This is a genomic window from Pseudomonas sp. B28(2017) (assembly GCF_002113025.1).
Taxonomy (GTDB): Bacteria; Pseudomonadota; Gammaproteobacteria; order Pseudomonadales; family Pseudomonadaceae; genus Aquipseudomonas.
On the sequence record NZ_NEJH01000013.1, the window covers coordinates 70171 to 95121 of the forward strand.

The window sequence follows — 24951 nt, forward strand, 5'->3', positions numbered from 1 at the left end:
GTCGGGTGTCCTTATTCCTGATCCAGGTCGGCGCTTTTCTGCGCGATGGCCATGGCCGTGAGGATTTTTCTGTAGCCGGTGAATTCGTTGCGCGCATGCACGCTGAGGATGTTGTCGAGCAGGACCACATCGCCCTTCTCCCAGGCGAACTCGACCATCACGTCGCGGTAGATGCCTTGCAGGTGGCGAATCACCTCGTCGGGAATCGGCGAGCCGTCGCCGAAAAAGGTGTTTTGCGGCAGGTCTTGCGGGCCGAATTCACGCAGCAGGTTGTCGCGAATGCTGTCCGGCAGGGTCAGTGCATTGAAGAAGGTGCCGTGGTTGAACCAGATGCGCTCGCCGGTCAGTGGATGGCGCACGATCGCCGGACCGTTCTGCCGGGTGCGCAGGCGGTTACCGGATTTCCACTCGGCCTGGATGCCGATTCTGGCGCAGTAAGCCTCGACCTCGGCGCGATCCTCGCTCTGGAACACGGTCTGCCACGGCAAGCCCATGCCGTCGCCGTAGTTGCGCACGTACATGATGCGTTTACGGGCAAACTCTTCACGTACCGCAGGGTCGATTCGCGCAAGGACCCGGCGGGTATCGCCGAATGGCGTTTCACCGCCGGTGGTCGACGGCGTGTCGCAGAAGAAATACAGGTGACGCGGGAACACCGGTGAATACGAATGTTCGTTGTGCGGGAAGATTTTCTCCGGCGCCGGGTAATCGGTGGAGCTGTAGATCTTGAACTGGCCAGTGATCTGGGTCCGTGGCGAGGCGCGGAACAGGTACTCCAGGGCACCGCCGGAAATCGCATCGACGCAGCGGTTGAACTCGCCGATATCGGCCACCTGGAAGCCACGGAACAGCATCACCGCGTGTTCCAGCAGCTTGCTTTCGATCAGCGCGCGATTCTGGACCGCCCATTCCACCAGGCTCACGCCGGACACGGCCGGACGGCACACCAGCGGCATGCTGTGGCCTTCGAACATCGGCGCAAAACTCACCAGCCGCGTCGGATCGGTGGACAGGCTTTTGCGGGCACCACGACCCATCTTGGGCATGGACTTGGTCGTTGAAACGGTCATAAACCCCTCCAGAAAATGATGACGACAGCGCTCAAGGGCGCCGCCGACTGAATCAGTCCGCTGCGGATTGCGCTGCCGGCGCGCCCCGGTTCGCCGAGCGGCGCCTGATCGCCATGGCGCCACCGAGCAAGGCCTTGCGTTGCTCGCTCTGGCGCGTATCGGCACGGCGCTGGACATCGCTGGCTAGGCTCAGCAACTCGCCGACCTGCAACCCGTCACTGCGTATCAGCGCTTCGAGTACCGCCTGAATCTGTTCGGACAAACACTCCAACGTGCCTGGCAGGTACTGGCCGGCCGGTGTCTCGAAGCTCAAGTGGATGTGCTGCGCATCGTTGTAGAACGCAGCGACCATGCCGATCTCGGCGGCCTGCCGCCCGGACGGGAAGTCCTCGACTTGCAGGCCCTCCATCGACGGCAAGCGAGCGACGCCTTCCTGGTAAATCAGCTTGATGTCGAACAGCGGCGAACGTCCGGCCCGGCGCGGCAGGCGCAAGGTCTCCACCAGACGCTCGAACGGCAAGTCCTGATGGTCCGAAGCCTCCAGCACCGCCCGGCGACAGGCCTCCAGCAATTGCGCCGCCGACTGCCCGGCATCGACCTCCACTTGCAGTACTAGTTGGTTAACGAAGAAGCCGACCATTTCTTCAAGCCCGGCTTGATTTCGGTTGGCGATATCGGTGCCGATGCGCACCCGACCGACCTCGGTACGCTGGCGCAGGACCAGGGTGAAACCGCTCAGCAGCAGCATGAACAACGACAGATCGCGTTGTTGGGCAAAGTCGCGCAGCTGCTGGCTGAGTTCGGCACTGAAGGTGAAATGAGCGCTGGCACCCTCTTGCGCAGTGCGCCGGTCGCCATCGGCGGGCAGCTCCAGCACCGCCTGTGGTTCAGCGAGGCGCTGCTGCCAGTAATCGAGCTGGCGTTGCAACTCACCGCCCTGCTCCAGCCACTGACGCTGCCATTTGGCGAAGTCGGCGTACTGCACGCTGTGCGCCGGCAGTTGCGGGGTCTGGCCACGGTTGAGAGCTGGATACAGGGTGACGAACTCATTGATCAGGACCCGGAACGACCAGTCATCGGCGACGATGTGATGCACTGTCAGCAACAGCACATGCTCGTCATCCGCGACCCGCAGCACCCGCACCCGCAGCAACGGGCCGTGGCGCAAGTCGAATGGCCGGGCGACTTCCTCGCGAGCCCGTTGTTGCGCTTCGACGTCCGGCGTCGGCAGATGCCGCAGGTCGCTGGCCTCGAAGCTCAACGGCAATTGCCCGTGTACCCGCTGCCAGGTCTGGCCGTCTTCCTCGTAGAACGTGGTGCGCAACACCGCGTGGCGCTGCACCAGGGTGTCGAAGGCCTGGCGCAAGGCCTCAGGATTCAACTGGCCACGCAGGCGCAAGGCACCCGGCATGTTGTACATCGAACTGTCCGGCTCCAGGTTCCACAGGAACCACAAGCGCTGCTGGGCAAAGGACAACGGCTGGCGTTCGCCAGAGGTGTCGGCCACCAGCGCCGGGCGTTCACAGGCGCGTTGCAGCGCCTGCACTTGAGCGGCGAAATCCTCAAGGCGCGGATGTTCGAACAGGCTGCGCAGGCTCACCGAAAGGCCCAGGCGCTGGCGGATCTGCGAGACGATTTGCGTCGCCAGCAACGAATGCCCGCCCAATTCGAAGAAGCTGTTTTCGCGGTCGACGCGATTGACCTGCAGCACCTGCCGCCAGATCTGCGCCAGTTCGATTTCCAGTGCCCCTTGTGGTGCGCTGCCGACTTCGGCCTCCCAAACCTGCGGGGGCGGTAACGCGGCGCGGTCGAGTTTGCCGTTGCGATTGAGCGGCAACGCGGCCAGCAACACCAGTTGCGTCGGGAGCATGTAGTCCGGCAGGCGCTCGCCCAAGGCGCGGCGCACGGTGTCGGTGAGTTGACGCGCATCAGCGTCCAGCAGTTCATCTGAAGCCGGCACCACATAGCCGATCAATTGCTTGCCGCCAACGCCTTCGTGCACCAGCACCGCGGCTTCGCTGATCATCGGCAAGCCTTGCAGGTGCGCTTGGAGCTCACCCAACTCGATCCGGAAACCGCGAATCTTCACCTGATGATCGATGCGCCCCAGGTACTCCAGCGCACCGTCCTCGCGATAGCGCGCCAGGTCGCCGCTGCGGTATAGCCGCGCACCCGGCGTGCCGGAAAACGGATCGGCGATAAAGCGCTCGGCGCTCAGGCCCGGTCGCTGGTGATAGCGCTGGGCAAGGCCGGCGTCGCCGCCGATGCACAACTCGCCAACACAACCGGTCGGCAGCAGGTGCCCTTCGCTGTCCAGCACATACAACGCGCGCCCCGGCAGCGCTTTGCCGATGGGCACGTCAATCTGATTGCGGGTATCGGCCTGTGTGCATTCGTGGGTACTGGAAACGACGGTGGCTTCGGTCGGGCCATAGGTATTGAGCAGGCGCACATCGCCCAGACCGGCCGCGTGCCACCGTTTCAAACCCTCCAGCGACATGGCCTCGCCACCGACGTGGACCTGGCGCAGACGCCCCTTGTCTCGCCGAGGCTGGGCGGCCCACTCCTGAGCCAGCAGGAACCAGTAGGCCGCCGGCAGGTCGGCCAGGGTCACGTCGTGCCGGATGATTTGCCGATAAAGCGTGTCGGTGTCCCACAACTCATCGCCGCGCATCACCAGCGCCGCGCCCACGCACAGTGGCGGGTAGCACTGCTCGACAAAACCGTCGAAGCTGAACGTGGCGAATTGCAGCACGCGGTCTTCAGGGACCAATTGCGAATAGTCCGCCGCGATCACGCAATACTCGCGCAGTGCGGCATGGGCCAGGCATACGCCTTTCGGGCGACCGGTGGAGCCGGAGGTGTAGATCAGGTACGCGAGGTCTTCGGCGCTGGCAAGGTTTTCCAGGTTTTCAGTGGAGTAACCATCGGCGCTCACCTCCAGCGCCAGGCGCGGCAAACCTTGCGGCAGCGCTACATCGGTCAGCAAGCCCGGTTGCGCCAGCAACAGGTCCATGCCGCTGTCTTCGATCATGTAGGCCAGGCGCTCGGCCGGGTAATCCGGATCCAGTGGCACATAACCGGCACCGGCCTTGAGGATGGCCATCAGGCTGACGATCATCTGCGCATTGCGCCGCACCGACAGGCCCACCCGCTGCCCCGGTGCCACACCATGGGCGCGCAGGCGATGGGCGAGCTGGTTGGCTTGCGCATTGAGCCGGGCGTAGGTCAGGCGTTCGTCACCGACCATCACCGCCAGTGCATCGGGCGTGCGCGCCGCTTGTTGTTCGAAACGCTGATGGACCAGCAACGGACTGTCGATCGGTGGCGCAGGCGGACGGGAACACGCCAGCACCTTTGCCTGCGCCTCGGGGTCCAACAGGCTGATCGCGCCCAGCGCCTGTTGTGGCTGCGCGACGAATTGCTCCAGCACATGCAACAGGCTGGCGCCCAACTGGCTGATCTGCTCGGCACTGAACCTGGCCCGGTCGAAACTGAAATCCAGACGCAAGTTGGCACCGACTTCGATGCCGAGGGTCAGTGGATAACTGGTGATTTCGTGATTGTGCAGCGCGCCGAAGGTCAGGCCCGCTGGTGCCCCTTGCTTGAGGGCTTCAGCCACCGGGAAGTTCTCGAACACCAGCAGGCTGTCGAACAACGCCCCCTGTTGCCCGGCCCAGCCCTGAATGTCGTACAGCGGCACGTGTTCGAACTCGCGCAGGCTCAGGTTCTGGGCTTGCAGGTCGTTGAGCCACTGGGCCACGGATTGGCCCGCTGACGGACTGGCAATGATCGGCAAGGTATTGATGAACAGCCCCAACTGCTGCTCGATGCCCGGCAGCGGTGCGGAGCGTCCGGCAATCGTTGCACCGAACGCCACACAGGACTGGCCGGTGTAGCGCTGCAACAACAGGCCCCAGGCGCCTTGCAGCAAGGTGTTGAGGGTGATTTTCTGCTGGCGGGCAAAATCGCTCAGGCGCTGTAGCGCGGCACTCTCAAGGGTCAATTGATGTTCGCCCATGCCATGTCCATCGGCGGGCGTCGGCAAGGCTTGCGCCAGCAGCGTCGGCGTTTCCAGCGCCGCCAGCGCTTGTTTCCAGTACTGCTCAGCGGCCAGCAGCGGCTGCTGTTGAATCCAGCCCAGATAATCGTGGTATTGCCCCAACGGCTTGGCCAACGTCTGGCCGGCATAGTGCTGGATCACCTCACCGAGCAACTGGGCGTTGCTCCAGCCATCCATGAGGATGTGATGGTTGGTGTAGATCAGGTGCCAGTCTTGCGCCCCCTGGCGCACCAGCATCAGACGGAACAGCGGCGCGGCGCCGAGCTCGAAGCCACGGCTACGCTCCTCGGCGGCCAACGCATCGAGGTCAACGTCGGCCGCTTCGATGACTTGCAGTTGCAGGTCGATCTGGCGATGAACCACCTGGTGCGCCGATTCCAGCCCCAGCCAGTGGAAGCTGCTGCGCAGGATGTCGTGACGGTTGATCGCCGCCTGCCAGGCCCGGCCGAATGCCGCCAGTTCCAGCCCGTGGATATCCAGGCGCAATTGATTGATGTAGGCCTCGGCCTGGGGTTCGTACAGGGTGTGGAACAGCATGCCCTGTTGCATCGGCGTCAGCGGGTAAACGTCCTCGATGGCCGGTGCCGGGACAGGCAAGGCATCGAGTTGTGCCTGAGTGATGCGCGCCAGCGGGAAGTCCGACGGTGTGACCTGGCCTGCCGCTGTCGTGCAGCAATGCTCGATCAGCACCTTGAGCTCTTCGGCGTAAACGTCGGCCAGTTGCTGCACCGTGGCCTCGGTAAACATGTCGCGGCTGAAACCCCATTGCAGCGAGAGCTGCCCGCCATACACCTGACCTTCCACGGTCAGCCAGTTGGCCAACGGTGCATCGTCACCCTGAGCCTGGCCGCCGCTTTCCGCGGCCGGGACGAACAACGCAGCGTCATCGAACTGACGGTCGAACTGCCCCAGGTAATTGAAGGTGATGCGCGGTGCCGGTAAATGTTGCAGGGCCTGGCGCTGCGCCGGTTCACCGAAGTAGCGCAGCACGCCGTACCCCTGGCCTTTGCCGGGAATGGCGCGCAGTTGCTCCTTGATCGACTTGATCGAACTGGCCGCCCCGGCCTCGGGTTGCAGGCGCACCGGAAACAGGCTGGTGAACCAGCCGACGGTGCGGCTCAGGTCGAGGTCGTCGGACAGGTCTTCGCGGCCGTGGCCTTCAAGCTGGATCAGCGTCGAGCCCTGCCCGCTCCAGCGGCAGATGACCCGCGCCAACGCCGTGAGCAACAGATCATTGACCTGGGTGCGATAGGCCGCCGGCGCCTGTTGCAGCAACTGCCGGGTCAGTTCGGCGTCCAGTTTCGATTCGATCCTGTGCCCGTGGCGATGCTGCAAACTGCCCTGCGGGTTGTCACACGGCAGCTCCCGGGCATCCGCCAATTGCGCCTGCCAGTACGGCATTTGCGCACCGACTGTGCCGGCATGTTGTTGCAGGTGTGCGGCCCAGGCTTGATAGGCGCTGGTTTTTTCCGGCAACGCCGCTTGCCGGTAAGCCTGTTGCACGTCTTCGAGCAACACCCGCCACGACACTCCGTCCACCGCCAGGTGATGGATCACCAGCAGCAGGCGCTGGCTGCCATCGTCGAGGCTGACCAGCAAGGCGCGCAGCAGCGGCCCGTTTGCCAGATCGAGGCTGCGTTGCGCTTCATCGCACAGGGCGGTCAAGGCTTCGCTCGAAGACGCCTGACGCTGCCACAATCCAGCGCACTCGACGGGCGCTGCATGGCGCTGCTGCCAACCTTCGTCACCGTCGATGAAACGCAGGCGCAAGGCGTCGTGGTGGTTGATGACGGCGACCAACGCCCGTTCCAGTGCTTGCGGATTCAGCGTTTCCCGGGGCGTCAGCAGCAGCGACTGGTTCCAGTGCTGACGCTGGGCGATGGCCTGTTCGAAGAAGTAATGCTGCGCCGGGGTCAGGATCACCGCGCCACCGACCGGGCCTTGATCGATGGTGCTGCGGCTGTCGAACGCCGCGACCAGCGCCAGGCTGCGCACGGTCTGGTACTGGAACAGGTCACGCGGACTGAGGCGAATACCAGCCTGGCGGGCGCGGCTGACCACCTGGATGGAAATGATCGAGTCGCCGCCGAGCTCGAAGAAATTGTCTTCAAGGCCCACACGCTCTGCGCCCAATACTTCCTGCCAGATCTGCGCCAGCGCGGCCTGCATCGCATTTTGCGGCGCGACGAATGCCTGCTGCGGCGCGGCGTCGGGTTGCGGCAAAGCCTTGCGGTCGAGCTTGCCGTTGGCGGTCACCGGCAAAGCGTCCAGCGGCATCAGGTACGTGGGCACCATGTATTCCGGCAGGCTGCCGAGCAGCCAGGCCTTGAGGGTTTGTGGCCACTGCGGGTCGGTGCCGGCGTTGTCCAGCACCAGATACGCCACCAGATGCTTGCCACCCTGCACCAGCACCACGGCCTCGCGCACCAGCGCATGCTGCATCAGCCGAGTCTCGATTTCCCCCAGTTCGATGCGCAGGCCGCGCAATTTGACTTGATGGTCGAGGCGCCCGAGGTATTCGATCACCCCATCGGCGCGCTGCCGCACGCGGTCGCCGGTGCGGTACAAGCGCGCGCCATCATGGAACGGGCACGGCACGAAACGCTCGGCGCAGAGCGCCGGACGCCGGTGATAACTGCGCGCCAGGCCGGCACCGCCAAGGTACAACTCCCCCGCCACACCAGCCGGTACCGGCAGCAGCTGTGCATCCAGTACATGGGTGCGCAGGTTGGCGATGGGCCGGCCGATGGGCACGCTGTCGGCGCCCTCGTCGATGCAGGTCCAGTGGGTGACATCAATGGCTGCCTCGGTCGGACCGTACAGGTTGTACAGCCCGGCGCCCGGCAGTTTTTTGAAGACCTGCAATTGGGCATCCAGCGGCAAGGCTTCACCGCTGCACACGATGCGCTTGAGGCGGGTGCAGGCCTCGACCCCCGGCTCATGGATGAACGCCTGGAGCATCGAAGGCACAAAGTGCAGCGTACTGATGCCGTAGTCACCGATGAGGCGGATCAACTGTGCCGGTTCACGGTGCGCACCCGGCGGTGCCACCACCAGGCGTGCGCCGGTCATCAGCGGCCAGAAAAACTCCCAGACCGACACGTCGAAACTGAACGGGGTTTTCTGCAGCACCGAGTCGCTGCCATCGATTGCGTAAGCCTGTTGCATCCAGCACAAACGGTTGACCAGCGCCGCGTGACTGTTGCCGGCACCTTTGGGCTTACCGGTGGAGCCGGAGGTGTAGATCACATAGGCCAGGTTCAACGGATGCACGTCAACCTGCGGGCAGGTCTCGCTGTAGCCATCGAGCCAGTCTTGCGCCTGATCCAGGGCGATGACCTTGACGCCATCGGTGGGCAGTGTGCCGAGCAACGAGCTTTGGGTGAGCAGCAAGCCAATCGCGCTGTCGTCGATCATGTAGGCCAGGCGTTCGGCCGGGTACTCCGGGTCCAGCGGTACGTAAGCGCCACCGGCCTTGTGAATCGCCAACAGGCCGATGACCATGTCCAGCGAACGCTCGACACAGATGCCCACCAGCACATCCGGGCCGACACCTTGCTCGCGCAGGCAGTGAGCCAGTTGACTGGTACGGGCATCGAGTTGCGCGTAGCTCAGCTGACGCTCGCCAAACACCAGCGCCGGCGCGTCCGGGGTGCGTCGGGCCTGGGCCTGAATCAACTGATGCAGGCACTGATCGACCGGATACGCCTCGGCGGTGCGGTTCCAGTCCTGCACCAGCACTTGCTGCTCCTCTGTCGTCAGCATCGGCAATTCGCCGATCCGCGCGTTCCCGTCAGCCACCATCGCCTGCAACAGGCGCGTCCAGTGCCGAGCCATGTGCGCGATCGTCTCGGCCTCGAACAGGTCGCTGGCATAAGTCAGCGCGGCGTGCAGTTTGCCGCCCTTCTCCCAGGTGTCGAGGGTCAGGTCGAACTGGGTGGTACGGCTTTGCCAGTCGATGCTGCCCAGCATCAGGCCGGACGCAGTGCTGACCGAGGCCATGTCGGCCACGTGCGGCTGGTGGTTGTACATCACCTGGAACAAAGGTGTGTGGCTAAGGCTGCGCTCCAGTTTCAGCGCTTCGACCAGGCGCTCGAACGGCAGGTCCTGGTGGGCCTGGGCACCGAGGGCGGTTTCCTTGATGGCGCGCAGCAGGTCGTAGACCCGGGTCTGGCCGTCCAGTTGAGTACGCAGCACCTGGGTGTTGACGAAGAAGCCGATCAGGCCTTCGATTTCCGCACGGTTGCGGCTGGCGATGGGCACGCCGACGCGGAGGTCGGTTTGCCCGGTGTAGCGATACAGCAAAGCGTTAAAGGCACCGAGCAACAGCATGAACAGAGTGATGTTGTGCTTCTGCGCGGTGCTGCGCAGTTGCTCGGCCAGGTGCGCCTCGACCGCGAATTCGTAACGGCTGCCGCGATAGCTCGGCATCGCCGGACGCGAATGGTCCAGCGGCAATTCAAGCACCGGATGTTCATCACCCAATTGCGCCTGCCAATACGCCAGTTGCCGCGCCTGCTCGCCCGCCTCCAGCCAGCGGCGCTGCCACAAGGCGTAGTCGCTGTACTGGATCGGCAACGGTGCCAGTTGCGGCTGAGTGCCCGCATCGAAGGCGTCGTAACTGCGGATGAATTCATCGATCAGCACGTTCATCGACCAACCGTCGGACACGATGTGATGCAGGGTCAGAAACAGAACGTGCTCAAGCCCCGCGAGTTTGAGCAAGGTGACCCGCAGCAGCGGACCGGTCGACAGATTGAATGGCAACATCGATTGCTGTTCGGCGGCTTGCGCCACGGCCCGTTCGCGCTCCTCGGCAGGCAGTGCGCTGAAATCCACTTGTTCGATCTGCAGCTGTGCCGTGGTGGGGACTTGCAGCAAGCTGTCATCGGCCTGACGCTGGAACACCGTGCGCAAGGTTTCATGCCGCGCCACCAGGCTGGCGAACGACTGCTTCAGCGCCGGCAGATTCAAGCGCCCGGTCAGCCGCACCGCACCCGGCAGGTTATAGGCGCCGCTATGCGGGTCCAGTTGCCAGAGAAACCACATGCGTTGCTGGGCATACGACAGCGCCTGGCGATCCTCGGCCTCGATGCCGGCCGGAATCGGAAAACGGGTGAAATCCACGCCTTCCTTGTGCAAGGCCGCAAGGAACATCTGGCGCTTTTCCAGGGGCAACCCGATAAACCGGCGAGCAAGTTTCAAGGAGTCTTCAGCATTCATCTATCAGCATCCGCATCAGTAGGCAGGAAGCGCAAAGGCGCGTCGTCCCTATAAAACGAATGCAGGCGGGAAAAATTAGCGGATCAGGCGGAAGGTGAAATGCGCAAAACAGCGCAATGAAAACCACTGTGGGAGCGAGCCTGCTCGCGAAGACGGCGTGTCAGTCGAGATCAATGGTGTCTGACACATCGCTTTCGCGAGCAGGCTCGCTCCCACAGCTTTTCAGGTGATATTTGAAATCGTCTCAGCCCACCGCCATCAATCCATGCCGCCGATGATGCACCTCCAGATGATCCTTGATCACCTGCAGCACTTTCGCTTCCTGCTCATGGATGAAGAAGTGCCCGCCCGCCAGCATATCCACCGAAAAACTGCCACGGGTTTCCTGGCTCCAGCCGATCAACTGCTCGGTGGTGGCGCGATCGGCCTTGCCGCCAAGCACGTGCACCGGGCACTTGAGCAACGGGCGTCGAATCGGCTCGAAACGTCCGCACAGCAGGAAATCCGCACGCAGCACCGGCAGGGTCAGGCTCATCAACTCTGCATTGGCCAGAATCTCTTCGCTGGTGCCGTTGAGAGTGCGCAATTGCTCGATCAGTTCGGCATCGGTCCTGGGCTGGGCAAAACCCCGGTCGTAGTCGGCGCGCATCGTCGGTGCGGCGGTGCCCGAGGCGAACAGCGCTACCGGTTCCGGACAACCCAGCAAGCGGAACGCGTGGGCCATCTCGCAGGCCAGCAACGCCCCCATGCTGTGCCCGAACAACGCGTACGGCGCCTTGAGCGTGGCTTTCTGTTCATGGGCCAATTGCAGCGCCAGACGGCGTATGTTGGTATGCAAGGGCTCACCGTACCGCGCACCACGCCCCGGGAGCTCCACCGGTTGCAACCTGAGCCACTGCGGTAGCTTGCGCCGCCAGCGGCTATAGACCATGGCACTCGCGCCCGAATAGGGCAGGCACAGCAATGTCAGCGGGGTCACCGGGCGTTCCTCGAAAATTGTCTGCTTGAAGAACGGACGAGGAGCCCCAGGAATTAGCCATATGAATAACCCTGTGGAAGCGACCTCGCTCCCACAGTTGATTTGCGTACGCCGCCCAATGCAGAAGCGGGCTTGCTCGCGAAGCGGCCCGCAAGACCACCACAACCACCTCGCCAAGTGAACTCTCGGACACCCAAACCAGTCACCTGCTTAGGCCCCAGGTTCCCGGAGTATCGCGACAATGGCTGATCACCCCGAACGCCAAAGCCCCATCGACGCCCACGGCATCATCGGCGACATGCGCAGCGCGGCGCTGGTCAACGACAAGGGCAGCGTGGATTTTTTCTGCTGGCCGGAATTCGACAGTCCGTCGATCTTCTGCGCGCTGCTGGACACCCCCGAGGCGGGGATTTTCCAGTTGTCACCGGACCTGCCGGACGCCCGTCGCGAGCAGATCTACCTGCCCGACACCAATGTGCTGCTGACCCGCTGGCTCAGTGATCGGGCCGTGGTCGAAGTCACCGATCTGCTGCCTGTCGGTGACACCGAGGATGACCTGCCTCTGCTGATGCGGCGGATCCGTGTGGTCAGCGGCCGCGCCACCTTCCACATGCGCTGCGCGGTGCGCCATGACTACGCTCGCGCCAACACTCGCGCACGCCAGGACAAAAAGGATGTAGTTTTTGAGGCTGCCGACCAACCGACACTGCGGCTCTCTTCAAATCAGACATTGCGCATCGACGCCAACGTGGCGGTCGCCAGATTCACCCTCGAACAAGACCAGACCAGCGAATTCCTGCTCGGCGCCCTTGACGATCCGCGCTTCAAGGAAGGCGCTGCACAACTGTGCCTGGAGCGCACCCTGAAGTTCTGGCGCGACTGGATCGGCCAGTCCAACTACCGTGGCCGCTGGCGCGAAATGGTCAACCGCTCGGCCCTGGCGATGAAGCTGCTGACCTCGCGCAAACACGGCGCCATTCTCGCTGCTGCCACCTTCGGCCTGCCGGAAAGCCCTGGTGGCGAACGCAACTGGGACTATCGCTTCACCTGGATCCGCGACGCATCATTCACTGTCTATGCGTTCATGCGCCTGGGTTTCGTCGAAGAGGCCAACGCCTACATGCGCTGGTTACGCGGTCGGATCAGTGACTGTCGGGGCAAGCCGATGAAACTCAACATCCTGTATGCCGTCGACGGTCGCCAAGAGTTGCCGGAAGTCGAGCTGGCGCATCTGTCCGGTCATGGAGGCGCACAACCGGTGCGCATCGGCAATCAGGCATACGAACAGGTCCAGCTCGATATCTTTGGCGAGCTGATGGACGCGATTTACCTGGTCAACAAATACGGCGAAGCCATTTCCCATGAAGGCTGGAAACACACGGTGGAAGTGGTGGATCAGGTCTGCGAAACCTGGGAGCAAAAGGATGTCGGCATCTGGGAAATGCGCGGCGCGCAATACCATTTCCTGCATTCACGGCTGATGTGTTGGGTCGCCCTGGACCGCGCCATCCGCCTCGCTTCAAAACGCTCACTGCCGGCACCCTTCGCGCGCTGGGACCAGACCCGCCAGGCGATCTACGCCGACATCTGGGAGAACTTCTGGAGTGAAGAGCGCGGGCATTTCGTCCAGCACATCGGCGGTACGGGCCTGGACGGTTCGATGCTGCTGATGCCGCTGGTGCGCTTCGTCAGCGCCCGCGACCCGCGCTGGCTGGCGACTCTGAAAGCCATCGAAAAGAATCTGGTGCGCGACGGCATGATCTACCGCTACCGCAACGACGACAATCAGATCGACGGCCTGCCCGGCAGCGAAGGCGCCTTCGCCGCGTGCTCGTTCTGGTACGTCGAATGCCTGGCCCGCGCCGGCCAGCTCGACAAGGCTCACCTGGAGTTCGAACAGTTGCTCAGGTACGCCAACCCGTTGGGGTTGTATGCCGAAGAGTTCGACAGCCACGGCCGGCATATGGGCAACACGCCGCAGGCGCTGACGCATCTGGCGTTGATCAGTGCAGCGTGTTTTCTGGACCGGAGGTTGAGTGGGGAGAAAAGCGTCTGGCAGCCGTGAACACAAGTTTCTGACACCACAGGTTTTGCGCAAATCAAAGCCCTGCATTTTTAAACAACTACCGTCGGAGCCTTCCTAGGAATACCTTGTTGCCAGCCATGACATCCCCACCTAACATCCTTGCTGAACGGGTACAGCGGAGCTGTGCAGAACCACCCGAATTCAAGGAACCAGAATGACCCAACGCATCCATCGCAGCATCGCCTCCCCGCTCCGAACCGGTTTGAACCGCGAAGAACTCTGGGAGGCCGACGACAAGGGCCTGATCAAATGCTGGGAAGTCGGCCGCCAGCGCGCTGCCCGCTTCCCCGACCTCGCCCGACAATGCCTCGCCGGCGAGTTGCCGGTACTGGGCTGGAAAGGTGGCGTCAGCCGCAGCCTGAAGAAACTCGAAAAGTACGGTTCACTCAAGTACCTCGCGCAGTGGCAAGGGTTGCGTGGGGAAGATCTGGATGTTGATTTGAACCAGGAGCGGGCGCTGGCTTGCTCGCGAACCGGGATGGTGGTGACGTTTACGCCGGATCGGGCGAAGTATTTCAATCAAATAGCGGAAGTTGAATCCTAGGAGCAGGGACGATGGTCGATTTGCATCAGGAATTTCAAAACAGTGGGTTCTTCCACGAAGCACGCATTGATAGACGTTCAGCCGACGCGTTGGTAGGCATTACGGCTGGACTCGCTGCCGATGGTCAGATCAACCAGCAGGAAGCCGAGTTTCTCAAGAGCTGGATCGAAGTTCATTTGTGTCATCTGGGTGATCCGGTCGTGAACATCCTCTACAAACGCCTCTCCGACATGCTGAGTGATGGGGTACTGGACTCCGAAGAGTCGGCTGAGCTACTGGATATGCTGCACCAGTTTGCAGGTCTGCCCGTTGGCTCTGACCAGATCTTCACAACGCCTTGCAGTCTTCCACTCGACAACCCTGCCCCCACACTGAACTGGGTTGATCGGGTTTTTCTGTTCACCGGAGTCATGGCTTACGGTCCGCGCAAGGAATGTGAATCGCTTATTGTCGAACGCGGCGGTCAGATCGGTGGTTCGGTCAGCAGAAAAACCAACTATCTCGTGGTGGGCAGCATCGGAAACGATCAGTGGCTTCATAGCACTTATGGAACCAAGATCAAAAAAGCGGTTGAGCTAAGAGAGAGCGGTGTTCCTATCGCGATCATCAGTGAAGAACACTGGCAAAGGGTACTGTTCGGGTGACCGTGGGGTAACTGCATCAGGCTCAGGCTAAAAGATGCTCAACGCTCCACTGGATCTGCACCAACACTGACCGAAAACCGCTCCCGATAAGCCTGCGGTGTCACGCCCATGGCCCGCAGGAAGCTGCGGCGCAGGGTTTCTTCGCTGCCGAAGCCGCATTGCACCGCCACCCGCTTGATCGGCACGCCGGTATCGCTGAGCAGACGCCGTGCGGTTTCGACGCGGATCAGTTCGATGGCCCGGGCCGGGGTCTGGCCGGTGTCGGCGCGGTAGTGGCGCACGAAACTGCGTTCGCTCATCCCGGCCTGCAAGGCCAGGGTCGGGATGCCAAGGTCCCGGGTCAGATTTTCGCTGATCCAGGCGTGAAGTTCGTCGAAACGGTTGCCTTTCTGTTGCAATGACAGGGTCACGCTGAATTGCGACTGGCCACCCGGACGCTTGAGAAACACCACCAGTTGCCGGGCGACTTCCAGGGCCATGGTGCGCCCCAGGTCTTCTTCGACCATGGCCAACGCCAGGTCGATGCCGGCCGTGACCCCGGCCGAGGTCCAGACCGGGCCGTCATTGATGAAGATCGGGTTGGGTTCGACGTGCAGTTGCGGATGCTGCTGCGCCAATTGCTCGCAGCGGGTCCAGTGGGTGACCACGCGCCGGCCATCGAGCCAGCCGCTGGCCGCCAGCAGAAACGCACCGGTGCATACCGAGGAAACCCGCCGGCAGCCACGGGCATGCTCGCGCACCCAGGCGACCAACGGCGCATCTTGCGCCGCTGCGTATACACCCCAGCCACCGGCGATGATCAGGGTATCAGTGCCCTCATCCGGCAACGGTTCGGCCAACAGCGCCAACCCCGCTGACGACATTACCGCCCCGCCGCCGCTGGCAATCACCGTCGGTGCGTAGGGTGGCGGCAGGCCTTGCTGACGGGCTATGTCGTTGGCCGAAGCGAACACCTGTAACGGCCCGGTGACGTCGAGTATTTGCACGTTGGCGAAAGCGAGTACGTGGATGGTTTTCGACATTTGGCGTAATTCGTGGGGAGATTGGCGTATACGCCAAAGCCTACGGGCCTACAGTCAAACCGTCCACCCACTTCACGAGAAAACACCATGGCGCTGCAGATCGGTTTTTTGTTGTTTCCACAGGTTCAGCAACTGGACCTGACCGGCCCTTATGACGTGCTGGCCTCTCTGCCGGATGTGAAAGTGCATCTGATCTGGAAAGACCTGATGCCGGTCACCGCCAGCACCGGCCTGCAGTTGAAGCCGACCACCACCTTTGAAGATTGCCCGGCGCTGGACGTGATCTGCGTGCCCGGCGGCAGCGGCGTCGGGCCGTTGATGGAGGATGACCAGACCTTGGGCTTTCTCAACGCTCAGGCCGCCAACGCCCGATACATCACGTCGGTGTGCACCGGCTCGCTGGTGCTGGGCGCGGCGGGATTGCTCAAAGGCAAACGCGCCACCACTCACTGGGCGTATCACCCATTGCTCAAGCCGCTGGGCGCAATCGCGGTGAACGATCGGGTGGTTCGTGACGGCAATCTGTTGACCGGAGGCGGCATCACCGCTGGTATCGACTTCGCCCTGACCCTAGCCGCCGAGCTGTTCGACCAGGCCACTGCCGAGCTGGTGCAGCTGCAACTGGAATACGCCCCGGCCCCGCCGTTTACTGCGGGCAGCCCCGAGACGGCCCCGGTCAGTGTGCTGGAAGAGGCTCGCCAACGGGCTGCCGGCTCGTTGAAACTGCGGGCGGAAATCACCGAGCGCGCAGCGGCGAAACTCGACCGACAGTGAAAAAAAGCGGCGGGAACCCGGTTCCTGCCGCCACTACTTTTCCTGCGCCCACAAAAAAACCCGCCGAAGCGGGTTTTTCCAAGACCATGACGACTCCTTGTCGCTGCGTTCCTTGCATATGGTCGATCATCCATGATCCTGAGCACATCCTGTGCTTCAGTGGGTGAGGCCAGAATACGCATCGGATCCAATTTGTAACAGGAGATATCACTACCATCGCGTGTAAGACATTGGCTATAAGCCACCTTCCGAAAACCCTTAGACGCCTCAGGCTCGGAGGCCGCGAGTTTCGCTCAAACACCCTGATGTTCGTGTGCCCTGGCCAGTAGAAACTGTTCGATATTGCTCATTTGTTCATCCCAGCCGCGACTGTCCATACGGAATGCCTTGAGGCGGCGATGCTGGGGAACATGGTCAAAACCGGACTCGGAGACGTGGAGCAACGTGCCGTCGTCCATATCCTCAAGTTCGAATTTCACCAGTGTGGTGGGCTCCTGGGAGTAATCGAAATCAGGCTCTACCGCATACGGATGCCAACGAAACGAAAACAGCCGTTCCGGTTCGACCCGCTCTACCAGTACATTCCAAAGCAAATGCTCATAACCGGGATAAGTAATCTGCCCCTGGGTCCACTCGCCTGCCACAAAGCGCTTGCCTTCCAGCGCCACGCCAAACCACTGTCCGAACATTTCGGCATTGGCCAGCACACGCCAGACCTGTGAACGCTTGGCTTTGAGCAGGACTTTCCTTTCAATGCGATCAGATGTTGGGTTCATAAGTCACCTCCTGTACTTGAACAGTAGGTCAGTAAGACCACAAGACCAACCCTAAAGTTGTACCAATCGGGATGAGCAATCAACCATATCTGTGATATTCGGTTGCATGTGCGGTGATAAGTTCTGGGGCAATCACAAAGTCAGAGGGTCGAAGCTGCTAACGTTCTCCCTCGAAAAAATATCGAAAAGGATAGCGACATGACAAAACTGCGCGGCAGTTGCCTGTGCAAGGCCATCGAATACCAGCTCGATAGCCTCGACATGCCCATCAGTCACTGCCATTGCCAAACCTGCCGCAAGGCACACGCAGCGGCTTTTGCATCGACTGCCGGGGTGATGCGCGAGCACTTTCGCTGGATCAAGGGGCAAGACCGGCTGACGAGCTACGAATCGTCACCGGGCAAGTTTCGGCATTTCTGTTCGGCCTGCGGTTCACACCTGATGGCAGAGCGTTCGGCCCAGCCCCATGTGATTGTTCGGGTAGCGACACTGGATGATGACCCGAAAATGACACCACAGGCGCATATCTGGACATCCCATGAGCAGCCTTGGCTTGAATATGAGGCGGTAAAAAAGTACCCGCAATGGCAGACGTAGATGACTGAACTTCCCAGAGCGCTACACTGCACCCCCAAACTTCCCCTGTCACAGCGAGTTTCTGCCATGCACGCACGTTTTCTCCTGGCGCTGACGCCTTTGCTGTTCACCTCCCTGGCCCATGCTGCCGTGAACTGCGACAACGCCACCGACCAGGCCACGATGAACCAGTGCGCGGCGCAGCAGAATGCGGCGGCGGACAAGGAGTTGAATGCGCTTTACCAGCAAATCACTTCGCGCCTGAAGGGCAATCCCGACAGCAAGAAGTTGCTGGTGGGAGCGCAGCGGTCGTGGATTGCGTTTCGTGATGCCGAGTGCAAGTTCTCGGCGTCCGGGGTGGAAGGCGGGAGTGTGTATCCGCTGATCTATGGCAATTGCGTGACTGAATTGACCAAGGCGCGGGTGGAGACGTTCAAGACTTACCTGAAGTGTCAGGAGGGGGATCTGGGGTGTCCGGTGCCGGGGGTTTGACACTCCAGCGTCTGTCCGGGCCCCATCGTCGGAACGCCGCCCCGGGCGGCGCTCCGACGATAGCGTCAGTTCAGACGCCACGATTTACCGGACAAACACCTGCGCCGTGGTAATCGCCATGTCCCCGCCCGGCATCTTGATGCTGCCGACCTGCTTGAGGCTGTCGGCATCGAAGATCGCCACATCGTTGAACGTCCCGGCCAGGTAGATCTTGCTGCCGTCCTTGTTCAAGGAAATGCAGTAGTAGGAATGATCGAGCGTGGCGGACTGCAGCATTTTCTTCTGCTTGATGTCGTACTTGGCCAGTCGGTTGAGCACGCCAAACATCAGGTTCGGGTCCTTGGGCGAGCGCATGCCGCTGAAGTAGATCTCCGTCAGGGGCCCGAAGTCGGTGGTTTCGGTCTTACCGGTCTTCAGGTCGACACTGAACAGGCCATACAGGTATTCAGCGGTGGCCGGGTCCTGCTTCTTGTCCTTGAACTTCGCCGCGGTGTACAGCAGCGAGAAGTCATGCCGGTACGTCTGCTGGTTCCACACGTAGAGCACGTCCGGCGCGCTGTAGTTCGGGCGTTTCCAGTGCCGGCTGGGGATCAGCACGTCGAACTTGCCGGTCTGCACGTTGACCTTGTAGACATCCGCCCCTGCCACGTACAGCGTGCCGTCGTCACCGCTTTGCATAATGGTCAGCTGCCGCGGCGCCGGGAAACTGCGCACGGGTTTGGCGTCCATGCCACCGTCGGTCTTGTATACATCGAGCCGAGGTTGCTGCACCTCGTAGTGATCGTTGAGCATCAAGGTCGGGTTGGCGACGGTGAACAGTTCCTTGCCGTCGTGGCTGAGGGTGAAGGCGAACATGGACCGCGCTTTCTCCCCCGGCTTCTGGGTGATACTGGCGTGGAACACCTGTTTGCAGGTGTCCAGTTCGACACCGTAGACATCCGCATAGTGATTGTTCAGCACGTAGGCGGTCTTGCGGTCCGGCGACAGTTGCACGGTGCCGGGGCCGAAGGCATCGGGCATCTTGCAGGTCTTGAACAGGGTGTCGGTGGCCAGGTCGATCACGTGCAGGTTGTTCGGGTAGTTGGTGGTCAACATGTACTCGTGACCATCCTGAAGAGCAGTGTTTTCATCAGCCAGAGCATTGACCGAACAGGTGCTCAGGATGGCGAACGCGGCCAGGCCGCAGGCTTTGATGCTGTGCATGCTGGAATCCTTCTTCTTGTACGCTGCTTTCAAAGGCATCACTTGTCCTTCGGGAAGACAGTGCCGAGGTTGCGCCAGTTGTCGTTGGAGGCTTGCGCATCCTTGTTCCAGTCCGGGTAGGTGCTCATCATGTCGGGCACCTGGGCCGGCCACCAGCACGGGTCGGAGCAACCGTAGAGGTCGGCCTCCATCGGCTGGCACAGCGACGACACACCGCCAAACGCATCGATTTCCCAGCCCGGGTCGGTGGTCGAGGCGCAGCCCGCCACGGAGCTCATCGCCACCACTTCTTCGATGCGGTTCTCGTCCGCGGCCTGATCCAGCTTCAACGCTTTGTTATTGATTGCCTTGAGATGTTTCATATCAGTGAGCCTTGCGCGGAGTGATGTAACTGCTGATGAACGCAGGGTTATTGGCCATGATCCGGGTGTAGACCTCGATGCCGAAGTCGACCCAGTCACGCATCAGTTCGCAGTAGTGATAGGTCGGGTGCGTTGGGTCGCCGTAACGGGCGTAGCTCTCGTGGTAGCAGCCGCCGGAGCACAGGTTGCGGATCTGGCAGTCGTCGCAGCCGGTGTTGGTGCGGTCGAGGCGCTGGGACAGAAAGTCGTTCAACTCCACCTGTTTCACGCCGCTGTGCACGTTGCCGAAGGTCGGCAGGCTCGAACCGGTAAAGCGGTGGCACAGGTTCAGCTCGCCCTTGTGATCCACGGCCAGCATCTTCAGGCCAGCGCCGCACGGCAGGGCTTTCTTGTGGCCTTCGTGGATGTCGGTGATCAACTGGTGCAGGTTGGAGAAGCCGATGTTGCGGTGCTCCAGCGCCGCCTCCAGGTAACGCTTGCCGAGTTTTTTCATGTTGGCGAACACCTGCACCAGTTCATCGCTGGTGAGGTTGAAGCTGCTGATGTCGCCGGAGGTCACCGGAGCAAAGCCGACTTCGGCGAACCCCAGTTCGTTGAACAGGTGATCCCAGATCGTTTCGACGTCGGTCACGCCGGTGGTCAGGGTCACCCGCGCCCCCACCGGACGGCTGTTATAGCGCGACAGCAGCATCTGGGCCTTGCGCCGCACCACGTCATAGGTGCCCTGCCCGCCCACGGTGATGCGGTTGCGGTCGTGCACGGTTTTCGGACCGTCGATGCTCACTGACAGACCAAAGCGGTGGGCGTTGAGGTAGTCCACGGTTTCTTCGGTGAGCAGTGTGGCGTTGGTGGTCATCACGAACTCGACGAACTTGCCGGCCTCACGAAAACGCTTCTCACAGTAATCGACCAAGTACTCGATCAGCTTGCGGTTGCTCAGCGGTTCGCCACCGAAGAACACCACGGTGAAACGCTCTTCGTCTGGCGATTCGCGCAGCAGCATTTCCACCGAGGCAATCGCCGTTTCGACGTCCATCTTCTTGCCCGCCGATGGCTTGTCGAGGTCTTCCTTGTAGCAATACGTGCAGCTCAGGTTGCAGCCCGTATTGACGTTGAGTACCACGGTGTTGATCGCCGTGCGCTCGACCCGTTTGGTGGCGATGTCCGGGCTCAGCGGTGAGCCGTCGCTGACCAGTTCCAGGGCCATCAGCTCGCGCAGGGTTTCGGTGATTTCCTCACCGTTGAAACGCGCGGCCAAACGCTGGATCAGGTCGTCCGAGGAGCAGCCGGGGCCGCGCAGGGTATCGATGATAGTGCCCGTCAGTTCATCGCTGGCGAACAGCGAACTGCTGGGGATGTGAAACAGCATGCGGTCGGCATCGACCTGCACTTCGTGCAGGTTGCGTTCGACCAGATTCAAGATAGCGCCCATGGCAAACCTCCTGTGCAAGCCCCGGCTGGCGGGACTTGCGATCATTCCGAAAAGTATCTGATGCGATTAACGGTCAGCCAACTTATGGAATGGGTGGATTGTTCCAGCGTTGCACGGTCACGATCATGTGGCCTTCGCCGGTCAGGGATTTTCCTGCGTCGTCAACGGCAGCGATCACCTTGAGGTTGCCGGCATTGTTGGTGGACATCTTGCGCGCCGGGTTCGGCCCGGCATCGCCCGGGGTGAACACGCCGGCGTCGGCCTGCATGGTGCCGGCAAACTTGACGTCTTCGTCTTCCCTGGCGCGGTCGTCGAAGGCCTCGACCTTCCACTGCGCCGGGAACACGCCGATGCGATACGGCTTGCCATCGGCGCCCTTGCCCCAGGCTTCGGCATCGAAACGGCCCTGGACTTTCGGTGTCGAGCCGCCGCCCTCGCCAATCCGCGCTACCGAGAATTCCGGCACGACCTTGACCGCGTCGATCTTGCTATAGACCGAGAGCTGCGGGCCTTTCAGCGTACCGACAGTGACCGCACGCGCGCCCGGTTGGGCATTGGCCGCAGCCTTGAGTTTGACTCTGATCTGTTCCGGGCTCTGCGAGACGACTTCGACCACTTCCACGCCTTTGCCGAAGTCCGGTTTGCCGGTCAGGCCACTGCCGATCAGGGTCACTTCGGTTTCGCTGCCGGCCTTCACGTAGCCCGGTTGCACCGCCAGCAAACGCTGGGAACCCTGTTTGGCGGCGACGAAGTCCAGGCCGCGCTCGTCGTGCTCGGCCTCGAACATCCGGCCCTGCATCGCATTGCCCTGGGCGGCGAACACCTGGCGCATGGTCACGCCATCGATGGTCACCTTGCCGCGCCATTCATACCCGGTGTAGAGAATCGCGCTGCCGTCGCCATTGAACGGACTGCCGTCGGCGTACTGGCCCTTGACGCTGACCTTGAAGGTGTCGCTGCCATCGGCACTCACGGTCATGACACCGGCCAGTTCACCCTTGCCCGGCAAGTGACCGCTGAAACTCCAGTCGCCCACCAGAGCATCGGCCTTGGGCGCCACGCTCTGCCATTTTTTCCAGGCCGGGTTGTCCAGCGGATAACGCTTGGCCAGCAGCGGCACCATGTCTTTGCGGGCGATGTCGAACCAGTCGCGGTCCCGAGCCAGCGCCTGATATTCCAGGGAAGGCCACTGACCGAGATGGAAGTTCACCAGGCGTTCCCACTCCTGGGCCGGACGCCGTTGCAGGGCCACCCGCGCACCGGAGTGGCAGCGGCCACACATCTGGCTGTGCTGGTCGTCAAATTTCTCGACCGTGTTGAGCCGCCGTTCCAGCGCATAGCGCACGCCGTCGGTTTCGCTCGGCGCCAGGCCCTGGGTATCGGCCAGGTATTTGACCAGCGTGCGACGGTCGTCATCGCTGATCTGCAAACCGTGCATGGTCTGCATCCGGGCAATGCTCATCAGCCAGCCTTCCGGCGTTTTACGCTGGTGGCTGATGCGGCTGAGGGCGTTATCGGCTTCCGGGGTGTGACAGCCCTGACAGGTTTCCTTGAGGATTGTCTGGGCGTCGCGGGCTGCCAGGCTATGAGGCGAATGCAGCGCTACACAAGCGGCTACTGCCAGCAGGCTGGCACTCATGCCTGATCGGAGTTTTCTCTTCATCAACGTCGAACCTCGCACGGTGCGTTCTTATTGTTGTGGCTTATCGTTTTTATGGTTTCTGCCGTCAGCTTTGATCCGCTGACGGAGGCAAGAGAAACGTCTGAGATGTGCAATACACAGAGCGTGCCAGCTTACGAATACCTCAATGAATCAATGATTTGCCGATAATGGCCGGTGTTTTGCCAATCGCGTCGTCGGCGTTCCACGTTTAATTTCGCGACAACTGTTTCAGCCTGAGACAAACATAGTTTTCTGTAGGAGCGCGCTTGCTCGCGATGGTCGTTAACGATATCGCGTGCTTACAGGCTAAACGTGGTGCTCTTTCGCCCATCGCGAGCAAGCTCGCGCCTACAGGGTGTTGTGTTCGGGACGTCTCACGTCGTCGCAATTTGCGACGTTTATCAATCGCAGGGTGATCCGCAGAGAATCTGTCATGCCCCGGCAAACGGGGCCTTCGGGCCGAAAAAACACAACTGGCACAGCCATTGCGAATGACCTCGCCACACGAACAAGACGAGGTTTCATCATGTCGCTCCCACACTTGCTTCCCGCCACTTCAGCCTTCATCCAACGCGCCCCGCGCATGCTGATCGGCGGTGACTGGGTCGAGGCCGCCGACGGCCAGACCATGCCCCTGCACAACCCGGCCACCGGTGAGGTGTTGTGCGTGGTGCCACGGGCAACGCCAGAAGATGTCGACCGCGCGGTACTCGCCGCCCGCCAGGCGTTCGACGATTCCGCCTGGACCCGCACCCGCCCCCGGGAGCGGCAGAACCTGCTGTGGAAACTCGCCGACCTGATGCAGCGAGACGCCGAACTGCTGGCGCAACTGGAATGCCTGAACAACGGTAAAAGCGCGGCCGTGGCCCAGGTGATGGACGTGCAACTGGCCATCGACTTCCTGCGCTACATGGCCGGTTGGGCGACCAAGATCGAAGGTTCCACGGTTGACGTGTCGGCACCGCTGATGCCCAACGACCAGTTCCACAGCTTCATCCGTCGCGAAGCGGTGGGCGTGGTCGGCGCCATCGTCGCCTGGAACTTCCCGCTGCTGCTGGCCTGCTGGAAACTCGGTCCGGCCCTGGCCACCGGTTGTACCGTGGTGCTCAAGCCCGCCGACGAAACCCCGCTGACCGCGCTGAAACTCGCCGAGCTGGTACTGGAAGCCGGGTATCCCGAAGGCGTGTTCAACGTGGTCACAGGCACCGGCATTACCGCCGGTTCGGCCTTGACCCACAACCCGCTGGTGGACAAGCTGACCTTCACCGGCTCCACCGCCGTGGGCAAGCAGATCGGCAAGATCGCCATGGACTCCATGACCCGGGTCACCCTGGAACTGGGCGGTAAATCGCCGACCATCGTCATGGCCGACGCCGACCTGAAAACCGCCGCGGCCGGGGCCGCCAGCGCGATTTTCTTCAATCAGGGCCAGGTCTGCTGCGCGGGCTCGCGGCTGTATGTACAGCGCAAGCATTTCGACAATGTGGTAACGGACATCAGCGATATCGCCAACGCCATGAAACTCGGCAACGGCCTGGACCCGAGCGTCGAAATGGGGCCGTTGATCTCGGCACGGCAGCAGGAGCGCGTCTACGGGTACATCGAAAAGGGCCGGGAAAGCGGCGCGACCATCGCCTGCGGCGGTGAGCAATTCGGCCCGGGGTTCTTCGTCAAGCCGACGGTGATTGTCGACGTCGATCAGAAGCACTCTCTGGTGCAGGAAGAAATCTTCGGCCCGGTGCTGGTGGCCATCCCGTTCGACGACGAAGCCGATGCCCTGCGCATGGCCAACGACAGCCCCTACGGCCTGGGGGCGAGCATCTGGTCCAATGACCTGGCGGCGGTGCACCGGATGATTCCGCGCATCAAGTCAGGCTCGGTGTGGGTCAACTGCCACAGCGCCCTGGACCCGGCGCTGCCGTTCGGCGGCTACAAAATGTCCGGGATCGGGCGTGAGATGGGGTATGCAGCGATCGAGCATTACACGGAGCTTAAGTCGGTGTTGATCAAGTTATGATTTGCGCCGCTCTTTAGGCCGCCTT

General features: G+C 61.8%; 16 protein-coding genes. 7 read left to right on the top strand and 9 right to left on the bottom strand.

Annotated elements, in window-relative coordinates; all coding sequences use genetic code 11:
- Nucleotides 1-11: 11 nt before the first annotated feature.
- The 3 genes from CAF65_RS24275 to CAF65_RS24285 form a co-directional block, all read right to left on the bottom strand.
- A complete protein-coding gene (locus CAF65_RS24275) occupies nucleotides 12-1070 on the bottom strand; it encodes a TauD/TfdA family dioxygenase (RefSeq protein WP_085718550.1) in 1059 nt (352 codons plus the stop codon).
- Between the two features lie 52 nt (nucleotides 1071-1122).
- On the bottom strand, nucleotides 1123-10356 hold the full coding sequence (locus CAF65_RS24280; RefSeq protein ID WP_085718551.1) for a non-ribosomal peptide synthetase: 9234 nt from the start codon (nucleotides 10354-10356) through the stop codon (nucleotides 1123-1125).
- A 244-nt stretch (nucleotides 10357-10600) separates the two neighbouring features.
- Nucleotides 10601-11335: a thioesterase II family protein gene (locus tag CAF65_RS24285; RefSeq protein WP_085718552.1), complete on the bottom strand. Its 735-nt coding sequence runs from the start codon at nucleotides 11333-11335 to the stop codon at nucleotides 10601-10603.
- 241 nt (nucleotides 11336-11576) lie between these two features.
- Here CAF65_RS24285 and CAF65_RS24290 point away from each other — a divergent pair, with 241 nt between their 5' ends.
- From CAF65_RS24290 to CAF65_RS24300, 3 genes are all read left to right on the top strand, one after another.
- Complete coding sequence (locus CAF65_RS24290; RefSeq protein WP_085718553.1) at nucleotides 11577-13400, top strand: glycoside hydrolase family 15 protein; 1824 nt, start codon at nucleotides 11577-11579, stop codon at nucleotides 13398-13400.
- A 175-nt stretch (nucleotides 13401-13575) separates the two neighbouring features.
- Complete coding sequence (locus CAF65_RS24295) at nucleotides 13576-13965, top strand: hypothetical protein (protein WP_085718554.1); 390 nt, start codon at nucleotides 13576-13578, stop codon at nucleotides 13963-13965.
- Between the two features lie 11 nt (nucleotides 13966-13976).
- Nucleotides 13977-14609, top strand: coding sequence for a BRCT domain-containing protein (locus CAF65_RS24300; protein ID WP_085718555.1), 633 nt, complete (start codon nucleotides 13977-13979; stop codon nucleotides 14607-14609).
- Nucleotides 14610-14647: 38 nt separating this feature from the next.
- Here the strand turns inward: CAF65_RS24300 and CAF65_RS24305 are convergent, their stop codons facing one another.
- Nucleotides 14648-15631, bottom strand: coding sequence for a GlxA family transcriptional regulator (locus CAF65_RS24305; RefSeq protein ID WP_085718556.1), 984 nt, complete (start codon nucleotides 15629-15631; stop codon nucleotides 14648-14650).
- Between the two features lie 87 nt (nucleotides 15632-15718).
- Here CAF65_RS24305 and inhA point away from each other — a divergent pair, with 87 nt between their 5' ends.
- Nucleotides 15719-16405, top strand: coding sequence for an isonitrile hydratase (inhA, locus tag CAF65_RS24310; protein WP_085718557.1), 687 nt, complete (start codon nucleotides 15719-15721; stop codon nucleotides 16403-16405).
- A 293-nt stretch (nucleotides 16406-16698) separates the two neighbouring features.
- Here inhA and CAF65_RS24315 read toward each other — a convergent pair whose 3' ends face one another.
- Nucleotides 16699-17181 carry an SRPBCC family protein gene (locus CAF65_RS24315; RefSeq protein ID WP_085718558.1) on the bottom strand — a complete coding sequence of 161 codons (483 nt, stop codon included), beginning with the start codon at nucleotides 17179-17181 and terminating at the stop codon, nucleotides 16699-16701.
- Nucleotides 17182-17379: 198 nt separating this feature from the next.
- On the opposite strand from CAF65_RS24315, the gene CAF65_RS24320 reads away from it, so the two are divergent.
- Nucleotides 17380-17778, top strand: coding sequence for a GFA family protein (locus tag CAF65_RS24320; protein WP_085718559.1), 399 nt, complete (start codon nucleotides 17380-17382; stop codon nucleotides 17776-17778).
- Nucleotides 17779-17844: 66 nt separating this feature from the next.
- Nucleotides 17845-18249, top strand: a complete 405-nt coding sequence (locus CAF65_RS24325) for a lysozyme inhibitor LprI family protein (RefSeq protein ID WP_085718560.1) — start codon at nucleotides 17845-17847, stop codon at nucleotides 18247-18249.
- An 84-nt stretch (nucleotides 18250-18333) separates the two neighbouring features.
- On the opposite strand, the gene peaD is transcribed toward CAF65_RS24325, so the two are convergent.
- From peaD to peaA, 4 genes are all read right to left on the bottom strand, one after another.
- Nucleotides 18334-19452: a quinohemoprotein amine dehydrogenase subunit beta gene (peaD, locus tag CAF65_RS24330; protein ID WP_085718609.1), complete on the bottom strand. Its 1119-nt coding sequence runs from the start codon at nucleotides 19450-19452 to the stop codon at nucleotides 18334-18336.
- A 38-nt stretch (nucleotides 19453-19490) separates the two neighbouring features.
- A complete protein-coding gene (qhpC, locus tag CAF65_RS24335) occupies nucleotides 19491-19814 on the bottom strand; it encodes a quinohemoprotein amine dehydrogenase subunit gamma (RefSeq protein ID WP_008016081.1) in 324 nt (107 codons plus the stop codon).
- Nucleotide 19815: 1 nt separating this feature from the next.
- Nucleotides 19816-21246: a quinohemoprotein amine dehydrogenase maturation protein gene (gene peaB / locus CAF65_RS24340; protein ID WP_085718561.1), complete on the bottom strand. Its 1431-nt coding sequence runs from the start codon at nucleotides 21244-21246 to the stop codon at nucleotides 19816-19818.
- Between the two features lie 82 nt (nucleotides 21247-21328).
- On the bottom strand, nucleotides 21329-22909 hold the full coding sequence (gene peaA, locus CAF65_RS24345; protein ID WP_085718562.1) for a quinohemoprotein amine dehydrogenase subunit alpha: 1581 nt from the start codon (nucleotides 22907-22909) through the stop codon (nucleotides 21329-21331).
- A gap of 526 nt (nucleotides 22910-23435) precedes the next feature.
- Here peaA and CAF65_RS24350 point away from each other — a divergent pair.
- On the top strand, nucleotides 23436-24926 hold the full coding sequence (locus tag CAF65_RS24350) for an aldehyde dehydrogenase (RefSeq protein WP_085718563.1): 1491 nt from the start codon (nucleotides 23436-23438) through the stop codon (nucleotides 24924-24926).
- The last annotated feature ends 25 nt before the right edge of the window (nucleotides 24927-24951 follow it).

Coding starts and splice junctions, on each gene's coding strand:
- CAF65_RS24275 (WP_085718550.1), bottom strand. CDS start 1,070: ATGACCGTTTCAACGACCAAGTCCATGCCCAAGATGGGTCGTGGTGCC.
- CAF65_RS24280 (WP_085718551.1), bottom strand. CDS start 10,356: ATGAATGCTGAAGACTCCTTGAAACTTGCTCGCCGGTTTATCGGGTTG.
- CAF65_RS24290 (WP_085718553.1), top strand. CDS start 11,577: ATGGCTGATCACCCCGAACGCCAAAGCCCCATCGACGCCCACGGCATC.
- CAF65_RS24295 (WP_085718554.1), top strand. CDS start 13,576: ATGACCCAACGCATCCATCGCAGCATCGCCTCCCCGCTCCGAACCGGT.
- CAF65_RS24300 (WP_085718555.1), top strand. CDS start 13,977: ATGGTCGATTTGCATCAGGAATTTCAAAACAGTGGGTTCTTCCACGAA.
- CAF65_RS24305 (WP_085718556.1), bottom strand. CDS start 15,631: ATGTCGAAAACCATCCACGTACTCGCTTTCGCCAACGTGCAAATACTC.
- inhA (WP_085718557.1), top strand. CDS start 15,719: ATGGCGCTGCAGATCGGTTTTTTGTTGTTTCCACAGGTTCAGCAACTG.
- CAF65_RS24315 (WP_085718558.1), bottom strand. CDS start 17,181: ATGAACCCAACATCTGATCGCATTGAAAGGAAAGTCCTGCTCAAAGCC.
- CAF65_RS24320 (WP_085718559.1), top strand. CDS start 17,380: ATGACAAAACTGCGCGGCAGTTGCCTGTGCAAGGCCATCGAATACCAG.
- CAF65_RS24325 (WP_085718560.1), top strand. CDS start 17,845: ATGCACGCACGTTTTCTCCTGGCGCTGACGCCTTTGCTGTTCACCTCC.
- peaD (WP_085718609.1), bottom strand. CDS start 19,452: ATGCACAGCATCAAAGCCTGCGGCCTGGCCGCGTTCGCCATCCTGAGC.
- qhpC (WP_008016081.1), bottom strand. CDS start 19,814: ATGAAACATCTCAAGGCAATCAATAACAAAGCGTTGAAGCTGGATCAG.
- peaB (WP_085718561.1), bottom strand. CDS start 21,246: ATGGGCGCTATCTTGAATCTGGTCGAACGCAACCTGCACGAAGTGCAG.
- peaA (WP_085718562.1), bottom strand. CDS start 22,909: ATGAAGAGAAAACTCCGATCAGGCATGAGTGCCAGCCTGCTGGCAGTA.
- CAF65_RS24350 (WP_085718563.1), top strand. CDS start 23,436: ATGTCGCTCCCACACTTGCTTCCCGCCACTTCAGCCTTCATCCAACGC.